Genomic DNA, 17,498 nt, shown 5'->3' on the forward strand with positions numbered 1-17,498 from the left:
CGGCCGAAATATTGTATACTTTTCTGCGCTGTTGCCCGAGTAATAAATTTGCGGTAGGCGGGCTAAAATTCAATAAGGAATGCAAAATTACAATCTTTACTTGGAAAATTCAGCATCTGGCTGGGTTTCAGCCTACTTTACCGCGGTATTCTTTCAAAAAACTTTTTTTTTGCTCCCACAAAATTACGACATTTGATAATAAAACAAGTAATAACTTGGAAAAATATCCGACGCGAATCAGAAATGCTGCCGACAGGATCTTGACCATGCTCAAGACCAAAGGCCCGCTGCCAGCCTCCAAGCTGGCGGATGAGCTGGGTATTACCAGTGAGGGAGCACGCCTCCACCTTGTTAAACTGCAGGAAGAAGGACTGGTACAGCCCGAAAGCATCTCCCGTGGCGTAGGCCGGCCTATGCAGATCTGGAGTCTTACCGCCCTCGGCAATGCCCGGTTTCCGGATACCCATACCGAGCTCACCCTGCAGCTGATCCAAACCATCAAAAATGTACTCGGCAAAGACGCACTGGAAAGTGTAGTGTCCGCCAGAGAAAAGAATCAGCAGGAAAAATACCATGCCGCCCTCGATGGGGTAGCAGGCCTCGAAAGCCGCCTGGATGCCTTTGCAGCCATACGGAGTAAAGAAGGTTACCTGGCTGAATGGAAAAAAGAAGATGGTACCTACTATTTCATTGAAAATCACTGTCCTATATGTTGCGCGGCACAGGAGTGCGATAATATCTGCACCTCAGAAATGAATACCTTCGTTTCTATTGTAGGAAATGATGTGGATGTTAGCAGACAGGAGCATATTATCAATGGTGCACGCAGGTGCGTGTATAAAATCACACCTTCTATTTAAATTGTCGACTTTGTTTATAACGCTAACAGACACAAGAGATTGTGTCTGTTTTTGTTTTAGGGTATGACGACGCTGACCTGCCTTCATACTATGAAGCGGTAGAGCCATTAGAATTGCGGCCTTACGAAATACGGTTTTTCGATACCGGAATAAGCATCACTATTTTATAATCAGCACCAGCGTCCCGCAAATAATCAACCCTGCCCCCAAGGCCGACCTCCACGTCATACTCTCGTGTAGAAAAACCGCCGCCAGAATGATCGTCAGCGCCACACTAAGTTTATCCACCGGCGCCACCTGACTCACCTTGCCCACCTGCAACGCCTTAAAATAAAATAACCACGACATCCCCGTAGCTAACCCGGAAAGGACCAAAAACAAAAGCCCATGCCGGCTCAATCCACCCGCCATTTTCCATTCCCCGCGGAAGAAAACAATAGACCATACCAGCACCAGGATCACCAGCGTTCGAATGCCTGTGGCCAGGTTAGAAGGAATGTCAGACACCCCCACCTTCGCGAAGATGGCAGTGAGCGCCGCAAAAAAAGCGGAAAGCAAGGCATATATCCACCACATAAGCTGTGTTTTTAATATAAGGGAATGTTCCCGGCCGCTGTATGCCCAGGCTGTCAATTACCAGCACTAAAACGGGGAGGTGTAAGCATTGCGCGCCTGCAGCATTATTTACATCTATAGGCCGCCCCTTGCGCTTTTTGATGGCTGCGCTTCTACAGCACTTTATACCCCAAAATCTTTAAACTCCTTTTCACCCCATCCAGCTCTGCAATGTCCGGCAAGTTCGCCCACTCCGTAAATCCTGTCTTCTCAAATAATTTTATGCTGGGGTAATTATGAGCAAAGATGAAACCCAGCAAAGTTTCTACGCTGTATTTCGGCGCCACCATAATAGCATACTGTAGTATCTCCCCACCATATCCTTTACCCCTGGCTGACTCATCCAGATAAATACTTACTTCCACAGTGCCGTTATATGCCGGCCGGCCGTAAAAGGACTGAAAACTCATCCAGCCCATGTTTTTCCCGTCAGCATCATCAATCATCCACAATGGACGACGCAAATCATCGTGGGCGTAAAACCAGTTATGGCGACTCTCCACCGTCACCGGCTCGGTGTCCGCCGTTACCATGCGGCCCGCAATAGTAGTGTTGTAAATAGCCACGATACGTGGCAAATCATCGATTGTAGCGTGTCTGTAAGTTAAGCTCATTATTTATCTCATAAGTATGTTACCAGATGTATTCCCGCACATGATCGGCTTTCAGCAGACTGTAAATTTCAGCGTCCACAAAAGTGCCTTTCTCAAAAAAAGCATCCCGCAATAATCCTTCCTTTTGAAACCCTAACCTGGCCAGTAACCTGGAAGATGGTGTGTTCAACGGATCTACAAAAGCCTCTGTCCGGTTTAGCTCCATCGACTGGAATCCGAAGTCCAGCAAAGCGCCCACCGCCACAGTCATAATGCCTTTGCCCCATAAATCCGGCAACAGATCATAGCCGATCTCCGCTTTGTAATGGGGCTTATTCCATTTGTGATAGCCGCAGGTGCCAACCAGCTCCGTACCAAGCATAATGCCCATACGAAAGCCTTCCTCGGCCTGCTGCTGTTCCCGGAAATAAGTAATGATCTGCGTGGCATCCGTGATGTTGCGGAAAGATTCAATATCCATGAACTTCGTCACCGCATCCTGGCTAAACAGCCTGAAAAGTGCGGCTGCATCTCTGTCCTTCAATGGCCGGAGCACCAGCTCCCCAACAGTGATTTCGGGTACGTGCATAAAGTTCTGGATGAGGCGTAAAGCTAAGCATTTTAATCCCGCTTTAATAACGTTCTCTTCAACATTGACTAATTTCGTTTATTAACGGAACAACGGCTTGCTTATGAAGATATTGGTAATAGAAGATGAAATAAAAGTAGGAGCCTTTATAAAAAGAGGACTGGAAGAACACCAGCACCAGGTACAGGTAGCCACCGAAGGGCCAGCGGGACAACAACTCGCTCTCCAGGATGATTATGACCTCATCCTCCTCGACGTAATGTTGCCTGGTATCAGCGGCATCCAGATATGCCGGCACCTGCGCGGATCTGCTGTGCAAACGCCCATCCTTATGCTCACCGCCCTCAACGACACCACCGACATCGTCGATGGACTAAACGCCGGCGCAGATGACTATCTCTCCAAACCATTCCATTTCTCTGAGCTGCTCGCACGTGTAAATGCCCTCGGCCGCCGTCATCAGCAGTTCCGCAATGATGCCGCTGTGCTTACACTGGCCGACCTGACCCTCGACACCGGCACCAAAACGGCCCACCGCGAAGGCAAAGAAATTGTGCTCACTGCCAAAGAATATGCACTGCTCGAGCTGTTTCTCAAAAATCCGGCTAAAGTGCTGTCCCGTGCCCTCATCGCTGAATCGGTTTGGGGCCTGGAATTTGACACGGGCACCAATACCATCGACGTCTACATCAATTACCTCCGTAACAAAATTGAAAAAGGATTCACCGGCGATAAACTGATACATACGGTGGTAGGCATGGGTTACGTCATGAAAATAAAAAGCTGATATGAAAATCCGCCACCGCCTGTCGCTACAGTTCACCCTCATCAGCGGGATCATTCTCACCACCGTGTTTGTGATCATCTACCTGCTGTCCGCACGTTTCGTGCGCAACAACTTCTATAAACAACTGGAAGGCAGGGCCCTGTTAACGGCGGAAGTATACCTGGAAAAAGACGAGCTCACCAAAAAGAAATTTCTGGAGATTGAAAAGAGCTACCAGCAGGGGATTCCAGGAGAAGCCAGTAATATTTACGACAGTAACAACCACGCTGTATTTATAGAACAGGCCAAATACGACTGGCCAGCATCACTCCTCAATAATATCAGAAAACACCACACCTACCGGTTCAGCTTCAGGGATAAATACGGCCTCGGCATTTACTACCCCGACAACCAAGGTGATTTCGTAGTAATCGTTACCGCCCGCAATGCCACCGGTGAACAGCAACTCAGCTACCTCCTCTGGAGCCTCGTGATCATGGGCCTCATTGCCCTCGCGGTCACTTATGGAATGAGCCAGTGGTACGCCAGCAGAGCACTGCGCCCCATTCAGCATATTAACCGTGAAGTAAAAAAAATCCGCGCTACCAGTCTGCACCAGCGACTCCAACGCGGCAGCAACAAAGACGAAATCGATGAGCTGGCCCACCACTTCAATGAGCTGCTGGCTCATATGGAAAACGCCTTCGAAATGCAGCGCTCCTTCGTGTCCAACGCCTCGCATGAACTACGTACCCCACTCACCACCATCATAGGGGAAATCGAAGTGACCATGCAAAAACTGCGCTCCCCGGAAGAATACCAGCAAACACTGGAAACCCTCCTGGGTGAATCAGAAAAGCTCAGGATCATTACTGATGGCCTGTTGCAGCTTACCCGCGTGGATGAAGTGCCGGACGCTTCCCAACTGGAAAATATCCTCCTCGATGAAATGCTGGAAGCCCTCCGTATTTCCTGGAGCCACCAGGCGCCTGCACAGGAGCTGATCCTGAAACTACCGGCCACGGTCTCTCCTGCGCAGCTGACCCTTTCCGGCAACCCTCAGTTGCTGGCAGTTGCCATCAACAATATCCTTAAAAACGGTTTTAAATTCTCAGGTAATGCACCGGTAACGGCTACCCTGGAAACCACCGCCGAAGGCCTGCTGCTCTCCGTTACTGATACCGGCATCGGTATCCCCGAAGCAGAGCAGGAACGGATTTTTATGCCACTCTACCGCGCCTCTAACGCACACGCCTACACGGGATATGGCATCGGCCTGGCCATGACCCGAAAAATCCTGCAGCTGCATCGTGCACGCATCACCGTTAGTAGCGTACCCACCCAGGGCACTACCTTTCATATCTGGTTTTCAAATCTAACTTCGTTTTAATACGATTCTAACTGCCCGCTAATAGCAGCGTTTCATCTTTGCCAGCAAGAAAAATTCTTGTTGTATGATGAACAGATTGTCTGTATTGGCATTACTTATCCTCTATGAATTGTTGACGGTGAGCACCGCCACCGCCCAGTCGGATACCCTGCACCTGACCCTGCCGGCAGCCACCACCATGCTGCTGCAACAGAACATACCACTGCTGGCGCAACGGTATAATATCGACTCGGCAAAGGCGGCTGTCATCACCGCACGACTATACGATAACCCGGAAGTGAGCTTCGAGAATGTGCTGTATAACCATACCACCGGCAAATGGTTTGACCTCGGTTATGAAGGACAGAACACCTTACAGATCCAGCAGCTGATCAAGCTGGCGGGCAAGCGAAATAAGGAAATCCAACTGGCACGCAGCGGGGTGAAACTGAGCGAATACCAGTTTTACGACCTGCTGCGCACCCTCCGATATGAACTGGCCGACAACTTTTATGACCTCTATTACAAGCAACAGTCCCTGCAAACCTATGCCAGCCAGGTCGCTTTCCTGCAACAGGTAGTACGCGCCTTTGCACAACAGCAGCAGCTGGGCCATATTGCTCCGAAAGAAATTATCAGGCTGAAGTCGCTGCTCTACGACCTGCAGCACGACGAGCTACAGCTGCGCCAGGACGTTCAACAAACCCAGTCCGACCTGGCACTGCTGATCCGGGTGCCGCCAACGGTGACCCTTTTCCCGGACGTGCCTGCGGCGCAACCGCTGCCGCTGGCATCTGCCTACAATTACCAGAATTTACTGGATACCGCGATGCATAACCGCTACGACCTTAAAGCCGCCGGTGAAAATGTAAACTATAACGAAATTAACCTGCGCCTGCAAAAGGCACTGGCTGTGCCGGACCTGCAGGTAGGATTGTCGTACGATAAACAGGGAAATTTTGAACGTAACTACAACGGCCTGGGAGTAAGCATGCCGCTGCCTTTTTTTAACCGCAACCAGGGCAATATCCGTATGGCGCGCGCCACGCTGGAAGGCAGCAGGCTGGAACTGCAAGGCCGGCAGGACCAACTGGCCCATGAGGTAATGAACAGCTTCCGCGAAGCCGTGCAAACAGAACAAATGGCCGGCGACATGGACCCGGCCTTTGAACAGGACTACCGGCACATGATGGGCGAAATAGAAAAAAACTATCAGCAGCATAACATCGGACTGCTGGAGTTTATTGACCTCTACGATGCCTACCGCAGCAACGTGCGCAAGATGAATGAGCTCCGTTATAGTCGCCTCAGCGCCCTGGAAAAAATCAATTATGCCACCGGCGCCTCCATTTTCCATCCTTAACTCAACCACATGCAACAGCTATTCAAATTATACAGCATTTTACTTTTCATGGCTGCCATCACCTCCTGCGGTAATACGGTGGAGCCTATACGAAAACAATCCTTGGAGCTGAGCGATTCCCTGCTTAGGCGGCTGGAGGTAGACACAGCCGCCATCACACCCACCGCACACCAGGTTTCCCTGACTGGAAAAATTACTGCCAACGAAGATAAAATGGCGCAGATATTTCCGATGGTAAGTGGTATCGTCACCAATGTGAAAGTCCATTCCGGCGATTATGTGCAGAAAGGACAAGTACTGGCCTTGATTAAAAGCCCTGAAATGGCTACCTACACGGCTGATCAAACGATCAGCGAAAAAGAAATGCTGACAGCAAAGAAAAACCTGGAAGTAGCGGCATCCTTTTATAAAAGTGGACTGAACTCACAACAGGAATATGAAACCGCGCAAAATGAATATGACAAAGCGGTAGCGGCCTGGCATAAATCCACTGCTATCGTGGATATCAACGGGGGCGCGCATCAGAGCACCTATGCTGTGAAAGCGCCAGTGCCAGGCTTTGTAATCATCAAGCGGGCCGCCGAAAGCATGCAGTGGCGGCCGGATAACAGTGATCCGATTTTTGTAGTGGCGGACCTGCACAATGTTTGGGCCATCATCAATGTGTTTGAATCGGATATTGCGAGTATCCGTGAGGGTGATAGAGTGGAGATGAGCACGTTGTCGTATCCCGACAAAACTTTCAGCGGGAAGATCGAAAAAATCTACAACGTGCTGGACCCTGAAAATAAAGTGATGAAAGCCCGCGTGGTGATGGATAATCCCGGTTACCTGCTGAAGCCGGAAATGTTTGTGAGCATTAAAACACAACGGCATTCGGATACCAACTCCATCAGCATTCCTTCCAGGGGCATCATCTTCGATAAGGACAAATATTTTGTACTGGTACTCACGGATAAAAAGCCGGGAGCGGAAATCAGGGAAATAAAGGTGGCCAGTACGGTGGAAGGTCGCGCCTACGTGACTGCTGGGCTGCAGCCCGGGGATAAAATTATTGCATCGCGACAAGTATTTATTTATGAAACCCTGCAGGACCTGCAATAAAATGCTGACAGTATGAACAAATTCCTGAAGAAAGTCCTTGCTTTCTCCCTGATCAATAAATATTTTATCTTCTTCGCAGCCGCTGCCATGGCGGTGGCGGGTTATATCAGTTTTAAGCAGATAGGCGTGGATGCCTTTCCGGATGTCACCAATACATCCGTGACGATCATTACCCAATGGCAGGGCCGCAGCGCCGAGGAAGTGGAAAAATTTGTGACACGGCCTATTGAAATTGCGATGAACCGCGCGCAAAAGAAAACGCATATACGTAGTTCTTCGCTGTTTGGGTTATCGGTGGTGAAAGTGATTTTTGATGATGATGTGGATGATATTTTTGCCCGCCAGCAGATCAATAACAATATCACTTCCGCGGATCTTCCGGATGGGGTAGACCCGGAGATTGAGCCACCATATGGGCCTACAGGAGAAATTTACCGGTATACGCTGGAGAGTAGCCAGCGGTCGGTGGCGGAGTTAAAAACGCTGCAGGATTGGGTGGTGGAACGCAACCTGCTTGCTGTTTCCGGGGTGGCAGATATTGTGAGCTTTGGAGGAGCAGTGAAAATTTACCAGGTGACCATCAACCCTGATAAAGCAGTGCAGTACGATATCACGGCCGGTGAAATGTTTCAGGCGCTTACCAAAAGCAATATTAATGTAGGGGGAGATGTAATTGTAAAAAATGCACAGGCGTACGTTGTCCGCGGCATTGGCGTGTTAAACAACGCGGACGAAATCAGGAACATCATCGTAGACCATATCAATGGAACTCCGATCCTGGTGAAGGATGTGGCAGATGTGAGCATAGCGGCGCTGCCGCGTTTAGGCCAGGTGGGCCGGGATGCGGATCACGATGTGGTGGAAGGTATCGTGGTGATGCGCAAAGGGGAGAACCCTGCCAATGTGATCTTGTCGCTCAAGGAAAAAATCGCTGAGCTGAATGGTAAAATTCTCCCCGAGGATGTAAAAATAAAACCCTTCTATAACCGGGAAGACCTCATCGAATTCAGTACCCATACGGTATTGCACAATATGTTGGAAGGGATCATATTTGTAACGGTGATCGTATTCCTGTTTATGGCCGACTGGCGCACGACCGTTATTGTATCGGTAGTGATTCCGCTGGCATTGCTCTTTGCCTTTATCTGCCTGCGTTTGAAGGGAATGAGTGCCAACCTCTTATCGATGGGAGCGATCGATTTTGGCATTATCATCGATGGGGCTGTGGTGATGATGGAAGGGATTTTTGTGATGTTGGATCAGCGGGCGCATAAAATAGGGATGGAGCGCTTCAATAAACTCAATAAGCTGGGGATGATCCGTAAAGCCTGTATGGAAAACGGAAAAGGTATTTTGTTTGCGAAGCTCATTATCATCACAGGGTTGCTGCCAATTTTTACGTTTGAAAAAGTGGAAGGTAAAATGTTTTCTCCACTGGCATGGACACTGGGCTTTGCCTTGCTGGGCGCGCTGATCCTAACCTTCACGCTGGTGCCGGCTATGGCCAGTGTATTGTTAAAAAAGAATGTAAGGGAGAAGAAAAATATTTTCCTGGAAGTGGTGCAGCGGCTTACGCTGCGGATCTTCCGGTTTACGATGTACCGGCGGCGGCTGGTGTTTTTCGGATCGTTGATAGTGCTGGTAGCTGGGTTGTACTGCTTTAAGTTTTTAGGAACGGAATTTTTGCCACAGCTGAATGAAGGTGCCATTTATATCAGGGCTACGGGGCCGCTGAGTACGTCCCTGGAGGAGTCGGTGAAGCTCTCCAATGACATGCGGCGTAAGCTGCTGCGGTTCCCGGAGGTGCGGCAGGTGATGTCGCAAACAGGCCGCCCCAATGACGGTACTGATGCAACCGGATTTTACAATATTGAAATGCATGTGGATATATATCCGCAAAATGAATGGGAAAGCGGATTATCGAAGGCACAGCTGATCGATAAAATGCAGCAGCAACTGGATGGTATTCCCGGGATAACCCTCAATTTCTCCCAACCTATTATGGATAATGTAGAAGAAGCAGTGTCCGGTGTGAAAGGTTCACTGGTGGTGAAATTATTTGGAGATGATTTTAAGGTGATAGAAGAAAAGGAGGAACAGCTGGAAAAGATCCTGAAAGGGGTAAGGGGGATTGAGGACCTGGGAATTCTTCGGAATTTAGGTCAGCCGGAGCTGCGCATTAACCTGGATCAGCAGAAGATGGCGCTCTACGGCGTTACCACGGAGGATGCCAATTCTGTGATCGAGATGGCTATTGGCGGTAAGGCGGCCACCCGTATTTATGAGGGGGAGAAATATTTTGACTTGCGCATTCGTTATCCGGAATCGTTCAGGGAGGATGAAACAGCCATTGGGAACCTGATCATTCCTACTATCCGTGGCAATAAAATTCCCCTGAAAGAGATCGCGGACATCGGTCATAGGGTTGGTCCCAGTATTATATATAGAGATAAACACCAGCGTTACGGCGCCATCAAGTTTTCGGTTCGGGAGCGCGATTTGGGGAGTACGATAGAGGAAGCACAGCAGAAAGTGGCGGCACAAGTGCAGCTGCCGAAAGGTTACAACCTGCAGTGGGCGGGTGATTTCGAGAACCAGCAACGCGCCGGCAAGCGGCTGGCGCAGGTGGTGCCCATTAGTTTATTGTTGATTTTCCTGATCCTTTTTGTGTTGTTCGGGAGCTTTAAAGATGCATTGCTGGTACTCGGTAACGTACCGTTTGCCATCATCGGCGGTATCTTCTCCCTATGGCTAACCGGTACTAACTTTAGTATATCCGCAGGTATTGGTTTTATTGCCTTGTTTGGTATTTGTGTACAAAACGGGGTGATATTATTGTCGCGTTTCAAATCCAACCTGCGTACCCTGCCTGCTGCTACAGATGCCGGCTTACTGGCAGGCATACACGAAGGAGTGGAGTCGCGCATACGCCCGGTGATCATGACTGCTATGATGGCGGCTATCGGGCTGTTGCCGGCGGCTACCAGTATGGGGATTGGATCGGAAACGGCGAGGCCGCTGGCGAGGGTGGTGATTGGCGGGTTGATAACCGATACTTTATTTAACCTGTTTATATTTCCGGTAGTGTTTTATTGGAGTTACCGGAAGGTGGTTACTGCAAAGAGGTAGGGAGATTGGATCAGCGCCTGCGGCGCTGATCCAATCTCCCATGAGAAAGTGCCGAAGGCACTTTCTCATGGGAGATTATTTTTTTAAAATTTTACGGGTTAGCTTCAACTTCTTCGGCTTATCTTCTTCCCCTAACAAAATAGCCCAGGGATGCAGGTTATCTACGCTCTCGCATAATATTTTCACAATCGCAATCACTGGTATTGCCAGGAACATTCCTGGTACGCCCCAGAGCATATTTCCAAGGATAACACTGATAATAGTCACGAGCGCATTGATTTTAACCTGCCGCCCTACGATGCTGGGGAACAGGATATTACTATCCACGAGATGGATGAGGAACAGGGCAATACCTACCTGCAGGGAAGCAATAGGGGTGCTGGTAGCCAGTGTTACCACCATGCAGAGCACCAGTGCGGTAAAGATACCGATGTAGGGGATGATGTTGAAGATGGCCGCCATCATACCCAGCAGCACGGCATATTTGATGCCGAGGATGGCAAACACGGTGCAGTTCAGTACTGCCACGATTACCATTTCTATCATGAGTCCGCCCACATAGCTTTTAATGATGGAGCGGGTACGTTCTACAGCTCCCATCAGTGTCTCTTTATGTTTTTCTGCAAACAGCGCTACGAGGAATCTTACCAGCAGCTTGCGGTATAGCATAATGAAAAACGTATACAGGAGTACGAATACTACGAAAATGATCAGCGAGGAAACGGAGAGCAGGGTGGAGCTTACAAAGCTGGTAGCTGTGCCGAGGGTGCCCATGGCCAGCTTTTCCAGGTAGGTCATCTGGGTGCTGCTATCGATATGAAACTGTGTGTTTACCCAGTTTTGCAGGGAGCTGACGGTGTCCATCAGTTTTGTTTCCAGCTGTGGCAGATCAGAAATGAAGGCCTGCATTTGTTTGGTAAGTACCATAATGATGATCATCAAAAAAATGATAAACAATAGCAGGGAGGTGAATGCAGCCAGTCCCCGCGGAAATCGCCAGCGCTCCAGTAATGAGGCAATGGGCAGCAGCATGATGGAGATGAGGAGAGCAAACAATAATGGAATGATGATTTCGCTCCCAGTCCGCGCTATCATTACGATCAATACCAATGACAATAAGGTAAAGGCGAGTTTAGCGTAAAAGGGCAGTTTTAAATCGTTCATGCAGATAGTATTTATTCAAATATATTACAAATCAATATCTTTTGCATTATGAATTTAGCAATTCCGCGAACGGCATAGGACCACAACTTTTCAATAGTTATTTTGTGAGCTAGTGATTTAAAACCCTCTTTTACATGAAAAGATTATCAACCTTTTTCTTATTACTATTCGTACTGAACGGATTTGCCCAAACGAGTATTGACTCCCTGCCTGTAAGAGGCTTTTGCATTGGAGCTCCCAGCTCCGGCAGAGTGGAATCTTTTATCAAATTTATCAATGAGGAGCTGGCGCCCCGGCACATTAATACGTTGGTGTTGCGGGTAGATTTTAATTACCAGTATACCTCGCATCCCGAGTTGCGGGATAAGGATGCGCTGAGCAATGCGCAGGTAAAGCAGTTGGTAGCCGCCAGCCGCAAACATGGTATCAGGCTGATTCCTCAGATTAATTTGCTGGGACATCAGTCGTGGGCGGGCCAAACCACAAATTTACTGAAGGTATACCCTGATTTCGACGAAACCCCCTGGGTAAAGATGCCGGAGAAGTATGCCTGGCCAAACCCGGATGGGTTGTATTGCAAAAGCTACTGTCCTTTACACCCGGGCGTGCACAAGGTAGTGTTTGAGCTGGTGGATGAGGTATGTGATGCCTTTGAAACCGATGCTTTTCATGCCGGCATGGATGAGGTGTTTTACATCGGTGAGGATAAGTGTCCGCGTTGCGGTGGCCGCGACAAAGCGGAGCTGTATGCCGGTGAGGTATGGAAGATTCGCAACCACCTGGCTGAAAAGGGCCGGCAGTTGTGGATCTGGGGCGACAGGCTGATTGACGGTAAAACCACCGGTATTGGTATGTGGGAAGGTAGTATGAACAACACCCATCGTGCGGTGGATCTGGTGCCAAAGGATATCATGGTGTGCGACTGGCATTATGAGCGTCCTGATAAAACGCCGGTATATTTCGCAATGAAAGGTTTGAGTGTGATTACCTGCCCCTGGCGGATGCCTAACAATGCAGTGCTGCAGTTGAAGGATATATTTGATTACCGCAATACGGCTACTGCCGACATGAAACCGCGTTATCAGGGAATGATGCAAACGGTTTGGTCGGATGCCGGTACTTTCCTGGACGAGTATTATGGGGTGAGAAAGCCTAAAGCAGGTGAGGCACCGAATAATAATACGCCGGCGAATTGTTTCAGGACTTTGTTTCCTGTTGTTGGGAAGTAGTTTAGTAGTGCTTTCTTAAAGTAGGAATAAAAATTTCGCAATAGTTAGACAGGGATAGGGATATGAAGAAATGATTCCCACTCATTTTGAATATCCCTTCCTTGCAGTTGCGACTGATGAAATCGTACATGGGAATACCTGCGGTGGCCCAGTCCATGGGCAGCGGCAGACGCAGATAGGAGCCGCCCTGTATACGCTTTTTGAGCAGGTAGGGGTAGCGTGCTTCCAGTTGCAGCATCATCTTTATATCGCTGGCAGGGATGGCAATTCCTGCGTACATACTCAGTTTTTCATAATCGGTTACCGGCACGGAATCCAGTGTTCCTGTAATAATGCGGCTGTTGGGAATATCGTACAGGGTTTGCATTTTATGGAACAGTCCAACGAAGTGGGTCATTTTAGCGACCATTTCGGCTACTGGATTTTGACCACGCGATATCAGGGAGTAATACAAAATGGTATCTGGTACTGTTACTTTTTCGCAGCGTTCCACGTTGAAGAAGCTGCTGAGAGGCGTATCGCTGCCGCTATGGGTGATGGTGACGGCGATGTCGAGTGTTCTTTTTTCGTTGGGTAGTACCAGTATCCTGCGGAACTGCATGGGGCTTTCACGAAAGTGTTGCTTAAAAGCCTTGCTGAGTGCGGAGGTGGTGGCATAACCACACATTTCACTGATTTCATTGATATTATAGCCGCTGTGGCGGAGTAGTCCTGCTGCCAGTTCCAGGCGGTGGCGTTTCACGTAATGCCAGAATGGTTCACCTATAATTTCAGCGAAGGTGTGATAAAAATAGGAGTAAGACATGCCGAGGCGTTCAGATACTTCTCTGATGGAAAAGGGTTCTCCTACGTTGTCATCAGCGAAGCACAGGCCTTGCAATGCAAGCGCCTCCAGTTGCTCTTTCGTTTGGGTGGAAGTCTTTTTCATAGCAACCTGTTTAGGTTATTTCACGGGGATTAATGGTACAATTTTGGTCCTACTGTATTCACGAATAGTACAATTTAGACAAAATATTTTTTTATTCTAATTATAATTTTAATAATATGATTATCGAATGGCTCGGTAATTTTCTCATTGAGTTGATTATCAATGTTATTATTGAAGAAGGGATTGGAGGCATAAAAAATATTTTTGTCGTACTTAGAAAAAAGCTGAAATGGACAAACCGAAATGCATTGGATTAGATACTTTTAGTGCAGCAACCACTTCTGTACGTATTTTGGTCCTATATGTGAAGGGTAGCAATAAATAACCTGTCATTTCTGATTGTCATGGAAGCCAATAGAAATCGTAAAAAGGTACATCCGTTTAAGTGCCATGGGCGCTTATCCGTCTATTTTCTTAACTCCATCAAGGTATTTGTCCTATCCATCCTGTTTTGGGGTTGCGCCTGTCGCAACGCCTTTGCTATGGGGAGGGTGATTATGCCGGTAGGCGTCAGTATTTCCCTGTTCCTGGCTATAGGCCTGGTGGTGATGGTACTGGGTGCTTTGGTATACCTGGGTTGGCTGATGTTGGGGAAACTGGGTAAACAGCTGCAGGTAGCCAATATCAGTTTATTACAATCGGAGATTAAGGAGGTGACCTACCGCCATCGTATAAACGAAGCCACTGAAAAATGCCGCAAGCTCGAAGCGCAGCTGAATCAGACCCTATTTGAATTACGCAAGGCCCGCCAGGAGCCCTGATTGATTTTCCCGCCTTTATATTCAACATCTCTGCTGGTACTGCTGTTAAGCAGGTATCCACGTGCAAATTTTTATCATTGAAGTATTTATTTATTTCATATTTGACTGGTATTGTTATATTTACAATATGCAAGTCGTATTTCAAATCACAACTGCCGGGGAGGATATGCATAAAGCCATGTTGGGTCAGATCCGGAATCTGCTGACTTATGCAGCAGGCAAGGGGCAGGCCGTGCGGGTGGAAGTAATAGTGCATGGCGGGGCATGGCCTTTATTAATGCATGACAGCCCGTCGGCCAACGCGGTGGCAGTACTCGCTCAAGATAAGGTGGCATGGCTGATTTGCAGGAATACGATGAACAGTCAACACGTAACGGAATCGGAGTTATTGCCTTTTGTGGAAATAGTGCCTGCAGGGGTGGGACATCTGGTGGAGCGGCAAATGGAGGGATGGGCTTATATCAGATGTTAATGGATTTCTTTATGGAGGAATTGTATTATTAGTTTATTTTTACATTTTAAATATTAATATTTGTTCGGTGTAACGTGGATAGCTACACGATTAGTACTTGTGTAGCAAATAAAACAATGACAAATTGCGTTATATAGATTATTCAATTATACCGGACTAACCTCTTAAAAACTGACACCTTGAAAATCAGAAAATCTACCGGAATACTATTGTTATTCTTGGCAATCCCATTTATCAGTATGGCGCAGGACTGGCATGTCGGCGCATTTTTGGGAATCAGCAATTACAGTGGAGATCTCGTGGAACAGAAGGTAGACTTGAAGTACACCCGGCCAGCGCTGGGAATTTTAGTCAGAAAAGATTTTAATCGTTATTTTTCTCTCCGGGGCGCCATTACCTATGGCGTGGCTGCCGGCGCCGACAGCACCAACGCCAATACGGCTTTAGTGGCGCGCAACCTCAGCTTCCGCAGCCGTATTATTGAGTTTGCATTAATAGGAGAACTAAACTTTTTGGATATAGACGAAAAGGGCTTTACGCCATATGTGTTTGCAGGTATTGCCGGTTTTGGATTTGACCCGCAGGCCAAAGACCAGTCTGGCAACTGGGTACGACTCCGCCGCCTGGGTACTGAGGGGCAGGGCTTACCACAATATCCTGATCGTTTACCATACGATATGTTCACTGTGTCAGTACCATTCGGGGTAGGCTTCAAGGCTATCCTGAGCGATCGCTGGACACTGGGCTTTGAATTGGGACTGCGTCCAACCATTACCGATTACCTGGATGATGTAAGTAAAACATATGTAGATCAGAACACGCTGCTGGCTTATCGTGGACAAGCTTCTGTTGATATGGCTTACCGTGGTGATGAAGTAAGCAAGTTGACACCAGGAACCTATCCGGTAGATGGCAGCAAAAGAGGTTCTGATAAATATAAGGATTGGTATGGTTTCACCGGCTTTACCATCACCTACCGCCTGGGCAACGGTGGTAATCCTTGGGGCAGGGTAAATGCTACCCGTTGTCCGCGATTCTAATAAGAGCAATACCAGTACAGCGTTTGGCTGATATATTAATACCTCCGGACAAAGTCTGTTCATACATTTAAATCCTCCGCAACCTGCGGGGGATTTTTTTTGGCACAGATGTTGAATTTATCTGTTTCAACAGGTAAAAATGCAGCCACCAGCTTATAACCAGGTGGAAACATTACGAATCGCGGAGAGGAGTAGCATTAATACGGAAGTAGTAAGTTGGTGTGCAACAACCTGTATTCATAACCTAATCAGATGTGCCATGAAAAAAATATTAGCCTTAGCAGCAATGATGGTGATGGCTTTCGTGGCTTACATCTCATCATCATAAACACAATCAATACGCCAATGCTGTCATAACCAATTCCTACGGAACGTTTGCCATCAGCGGCACTTACGAAGCTGATCAACGCGCTTGATTAACACCTGTAATAATTTGTACCAGCCAATCTTGAACTAAAAACCAAAAAAATGAAAAAACTAATCCTTCTGACAGTGTTGATCGGCGGAGCCGTAGTCACCACCTATGCGCAAAGAGGTTATGGACATGGCAGAGGCCATGGCAACGGCCACTACAAATCATATGAGCGCTATGATCGCAGACATTGTGATTACCGCCGCTACGATGATTGCAGACCACGACGTGTAGTGGTATATGACAGACCAAGATACAGACCAGCTTATTATGTACCCGCACCGCCACCAGTGGCAGTGATTCCGGTACCAGTGCCTGTAGCAAGACCCAGAGCGGTTTTCCATGCAGGTGTTACCATCGTTAATTGATAACTGAAAAATGAAAAATTGAAATGCCATCCGGATTAAAAACGGGTGGCATTTTTTATTGATAATGGGGATGGTTACATTTGTACTTCTCAGCTAATAATATGCGAAACCGACATCTACATAAATTAATCACGCTAACGGCCACACGCTGTTTGTTGCTGATTGCCGTCGGTGGCGCCTGGCAAACAGTCAGCGCACAAGCCAGTGTTAAAGACTTCCCTTATCTGAAAAAACTCGCAGGTACCTGGAAAATGAATACCCGCAAAGGTTCTGTGGTAGAGCAATGGCAGCAGGTGAATGACTCCACCTGGTATGGCCGCACCTGGCGTGTAGCCGAGGGCGATAGTTCCCTGCAGCAATCCATTAGTCTGGTGAAACAGGGAGATGCGATTTACTTTATGCCCGTATATACCGGCCATGAAACACTGGTGCCGGTGAAACTGAAAGTAAGAGTGCTGAAGCCGATCGGCTTTGTGGCAGAGGACCTGAAAAACGATTTTCCGCAAAAGGTGACCTACCGGTTTTCTGCCCCGACGGTGCTGGAAGCACGTGTACAGGGAACACGGGACGGGACTATTGAAGAATACATCTTCAAGTATAATAAATAATAATTCCTTAAATAATGCAAAAAGCGAAACCGGTATTAGGTTTCGCTTTCTTTTTGCCCTGAGTGATCCTGGCCGCAGGCGGGGATCGCTCAGCGCATTTTCCACCCGACCGCAGGTCGCGTGGAAAA

General features: G+C 48.1%; 17 protein-coding genes. 12 read left to right on the plus strand and 5 right to left on the minus strand.

Going from position 1 to position 17,498, the window contains the following annotated elements:
- Positions 1-215 precede the first annotated feature (215 nt).
- Entirely contained in the window at positions 216-860 is a 645-nt protein-coding gene (locus tag KW844_RS10790) for a metalloregulator ArsR/SmtB family transcription factor (RefSeq protein ID WP_255578345.1), read from the plus strand.
- Between the two features lie 159 nt (positions 861-1,019).
- Here KW844_RS10790 and KW844_RS10795 read toward each other — a convergent pair whose 3' ends face one another.
- From KW844_RS10795 to KW844_RS10805, 3 genes are all read right to left on the minus strand, one after another.
- Positions 1,020-1,436, minus strand: coding sequence for an EamA family transporter (locus KW844_RS10795; protein WP_218376739.1), 417 nt, complete (start codon positions 1,434-1,436; stop codon positions 1,020-1,022).
- 152 nt (positions 1,437-1,588) lie between these two features.
- Complete coding sequence (locus tag KW844_RS10800) at positions 1,589-2,089, minus strand: GNAT family N-acetyltransferase (RefSeq protein WP_218376740.1); 501 nt, start codon at positions 2,087-2,089, stop codon at positions 1,589-1,591.
- Positions 2,090-2,108: 19 nt separating this feature from the next.
- Positions 2,109-2,657: a GNAT family N-acetyltransferase gene (locus KW844_RS10805; protein ID WP_218376741.1), complete on the minus strand. Its 549-nt coding sequence runs from the start codon at positions 2,655-2,657 to the stop codon at positions 2,109-2,111.
- A 103-nt stretch (positions 2,658-2,760) separates the two neighbouring features.
- On the opposite strand from KW844_RS10805, the gene KW844_RS10810 reads away from it, so the two are divergent.
- The 5 genes from KW844_RS10810 (at position 2,761) to KW844_RS10830 (ending at position 10,388) form a co-directional block, all read left to right on the plus strand.
- The gene (locus tag KW844_RS10810; protein WP_218376742.1) at positions 2,761-3,444 is read left to right on the plus strand and encodes a response regulator transcription factor; all 684 of its coding nucleotides are present in this window, start codon (positions 2,761-2,763) and stop codon (positions 3,442-3,444) included.
- A gap of 1 nt (position 3,445) precedes the next feature.
- Positions 3,446-4,813 carry a HAMP domain-containing sensor histidine kinase gene (locus KW844_RS10815; protein ID WP_218376743.1) on the plus strand — a complete coding sequence of 456 codons (1,368 nt, stop codon included), beginning with the start codon at positions 3,446-3,448 and terminating at the stop codon, positions 4,811-4,813.
- 64 nt (positions 4,814-4,877) lie between these two features.
- Positions 4,878-6,155: a TolC family protein gene (locus KW844_RS10820; protein ID WP_218376744.1), complete on the plus strand. Its 1,278-nt coding sequence runs from the start codon at positions 4,878-4,880 to the stop codon at positions 6,153-6,155.
- Between the two features lie 9 nt (positions 6,156-6,164).
- Entirely contained in the window at positions 6,165-7,259 is a 1,095-nt protein-coding gene (locus tag KW844_RS10825) for an efflux RND transporter periplasmic adaptor subunit (RefSeq protein ID WP_218376745.1), read from the plus strand.
- A 12-nt stretch (positions 7,260-7,271) separates the two neighbouring features.
- On the plus strand, positions 7,272-10,388 hold the full coding sequence (locus tag KW844_RS10830; RefSeq protein ID WP_218376746.1) for an efflux RND transporter permease subunit: 3,117 nt from the start codon (positions 7,272-7,274) through the stop codon (positions 10,386-10,388).
- Between the two features lie 75 nt (positions 10,389-10,463).
- Here KW844_RS10830 and KW844_RS10835 read toward each other — a convergent pair whose 3' ends face one another.
- Positions 10,464-11,552, minus strand: coding sequence for an AI-2E family transporter (locus KW844_RS10835; protein WP_218376747.1), 1,089 nt, complete (start codon positions 11,550-11,552; stop codon positions 10,464-10,466).
- A 134-nt stretch (positions 11,553-11,686) separates the two neighbouring features.
- Here KW844_RS10835 and KW844_RS10840 point away from each other — a divergent pair, with 134 nt between their 5' ends.
- Complete coding sequence (locus KW844_RS10840) at positions 11,687-12,781, plus strand: family 20 glycosylhydrolase (RefSeq protein WP_218376748.1); 1,095 nt, start codon at positions 11,687-11,689, stop codon at positions 12,779-12,781.
- A 1-nt stretch (position 12,782) separates the two neighbouring features.
- Here KW844_RS10840 and KW844_RS10845 read toward each other — a convergent pair whose 3' ends face one another.
- On the minus strand, positions 12,783-13,709 hold the full coding sequence (locus KW844_RS10845) for a helix-turn-helix transcriptional regulator (protein WP_218376749.1): 927 nt from the start codon (positions 13,707-13,709) through the stop codon (positions 12,783-12,785).
- A gap of 344 nt (positions 13,710-14,053) precedes the next feature.
- Between KW844_RS10845 and KW844_RS10850 the strand changes: the two genes are divergently transcribed.
- From KW844_RS10850 to KW844_RS10870, 5 genes are all read left to right on the plus strand, one after another.
- Complete coding sequence (locus KW844_RS10850; RefSeq protein WP_218376750.1) at positions 14,054-14,470, plus strand: hypothetical protein; 417 nt, start codon at positions 14,054-14,056, stop codon at positions 14,468-14,470.
- Positions 14,471-14,597: 127 nt separating this feature from the next.
- Positions 14,598-14,942, plus strand: a complete 345-nt coding sequence (locus KW844_RS10855) for a DsrE family protein (RefSeq protein ID WP_218376751.1) — start codon at positions 14,598-14,600, stop codon at positions 14,940-14,942.
- Positions 14,943-15,160: 218 nt separating this feature from the next.
- On the plus strand, positions 15,161-15,982 hold the full coding sequence (locus tag KW844_RS10860) for a DUF6089 family protein (protein ID WP_218376752.1): 822 nt from the start codon (positions 15,161-15,163) through the stop codon (positions 15,980-15,982).
- 468 nt (positions 15,983-16,450) lie between these two features.
- Positions 16,451-16,762 carry a hypothetical protein gene (locus KW844_RS10865; protein WP_218376753.1) on the plus strand — a complete coding sequence of 104 codons (312 nt, stop codon included), beginning with the start codon at positions 16,451-16,453 and terminating at the stop codon, positions 16,760-16,762.
- A 101-nt stretch (positions 16,763-16,863) separates the two neighbouring features.
- Positions 16,864-17,370 (plus strand): DUF6265 family protein, encoded by a 507-nt coding sequence (locus KW844_RS10870; RefSeq protein WP_218376754.1) that lies wholly within the window; start codon positions 16,864-16,866, stop codon positions 17,368-17,370.
- Positions 17,371-17,498 lie beyond the last annotated feature (128 nt).

Origin of the sequence: Chitinophaga sp. sic0106 (assembly GCF_019219075.1) — a bacterium.
Classification (GTDB): Bacteria; Bacteroidota; Bacteroidia; order Chitinophagales; family Chitinophagaceae; genus Chitinophaga.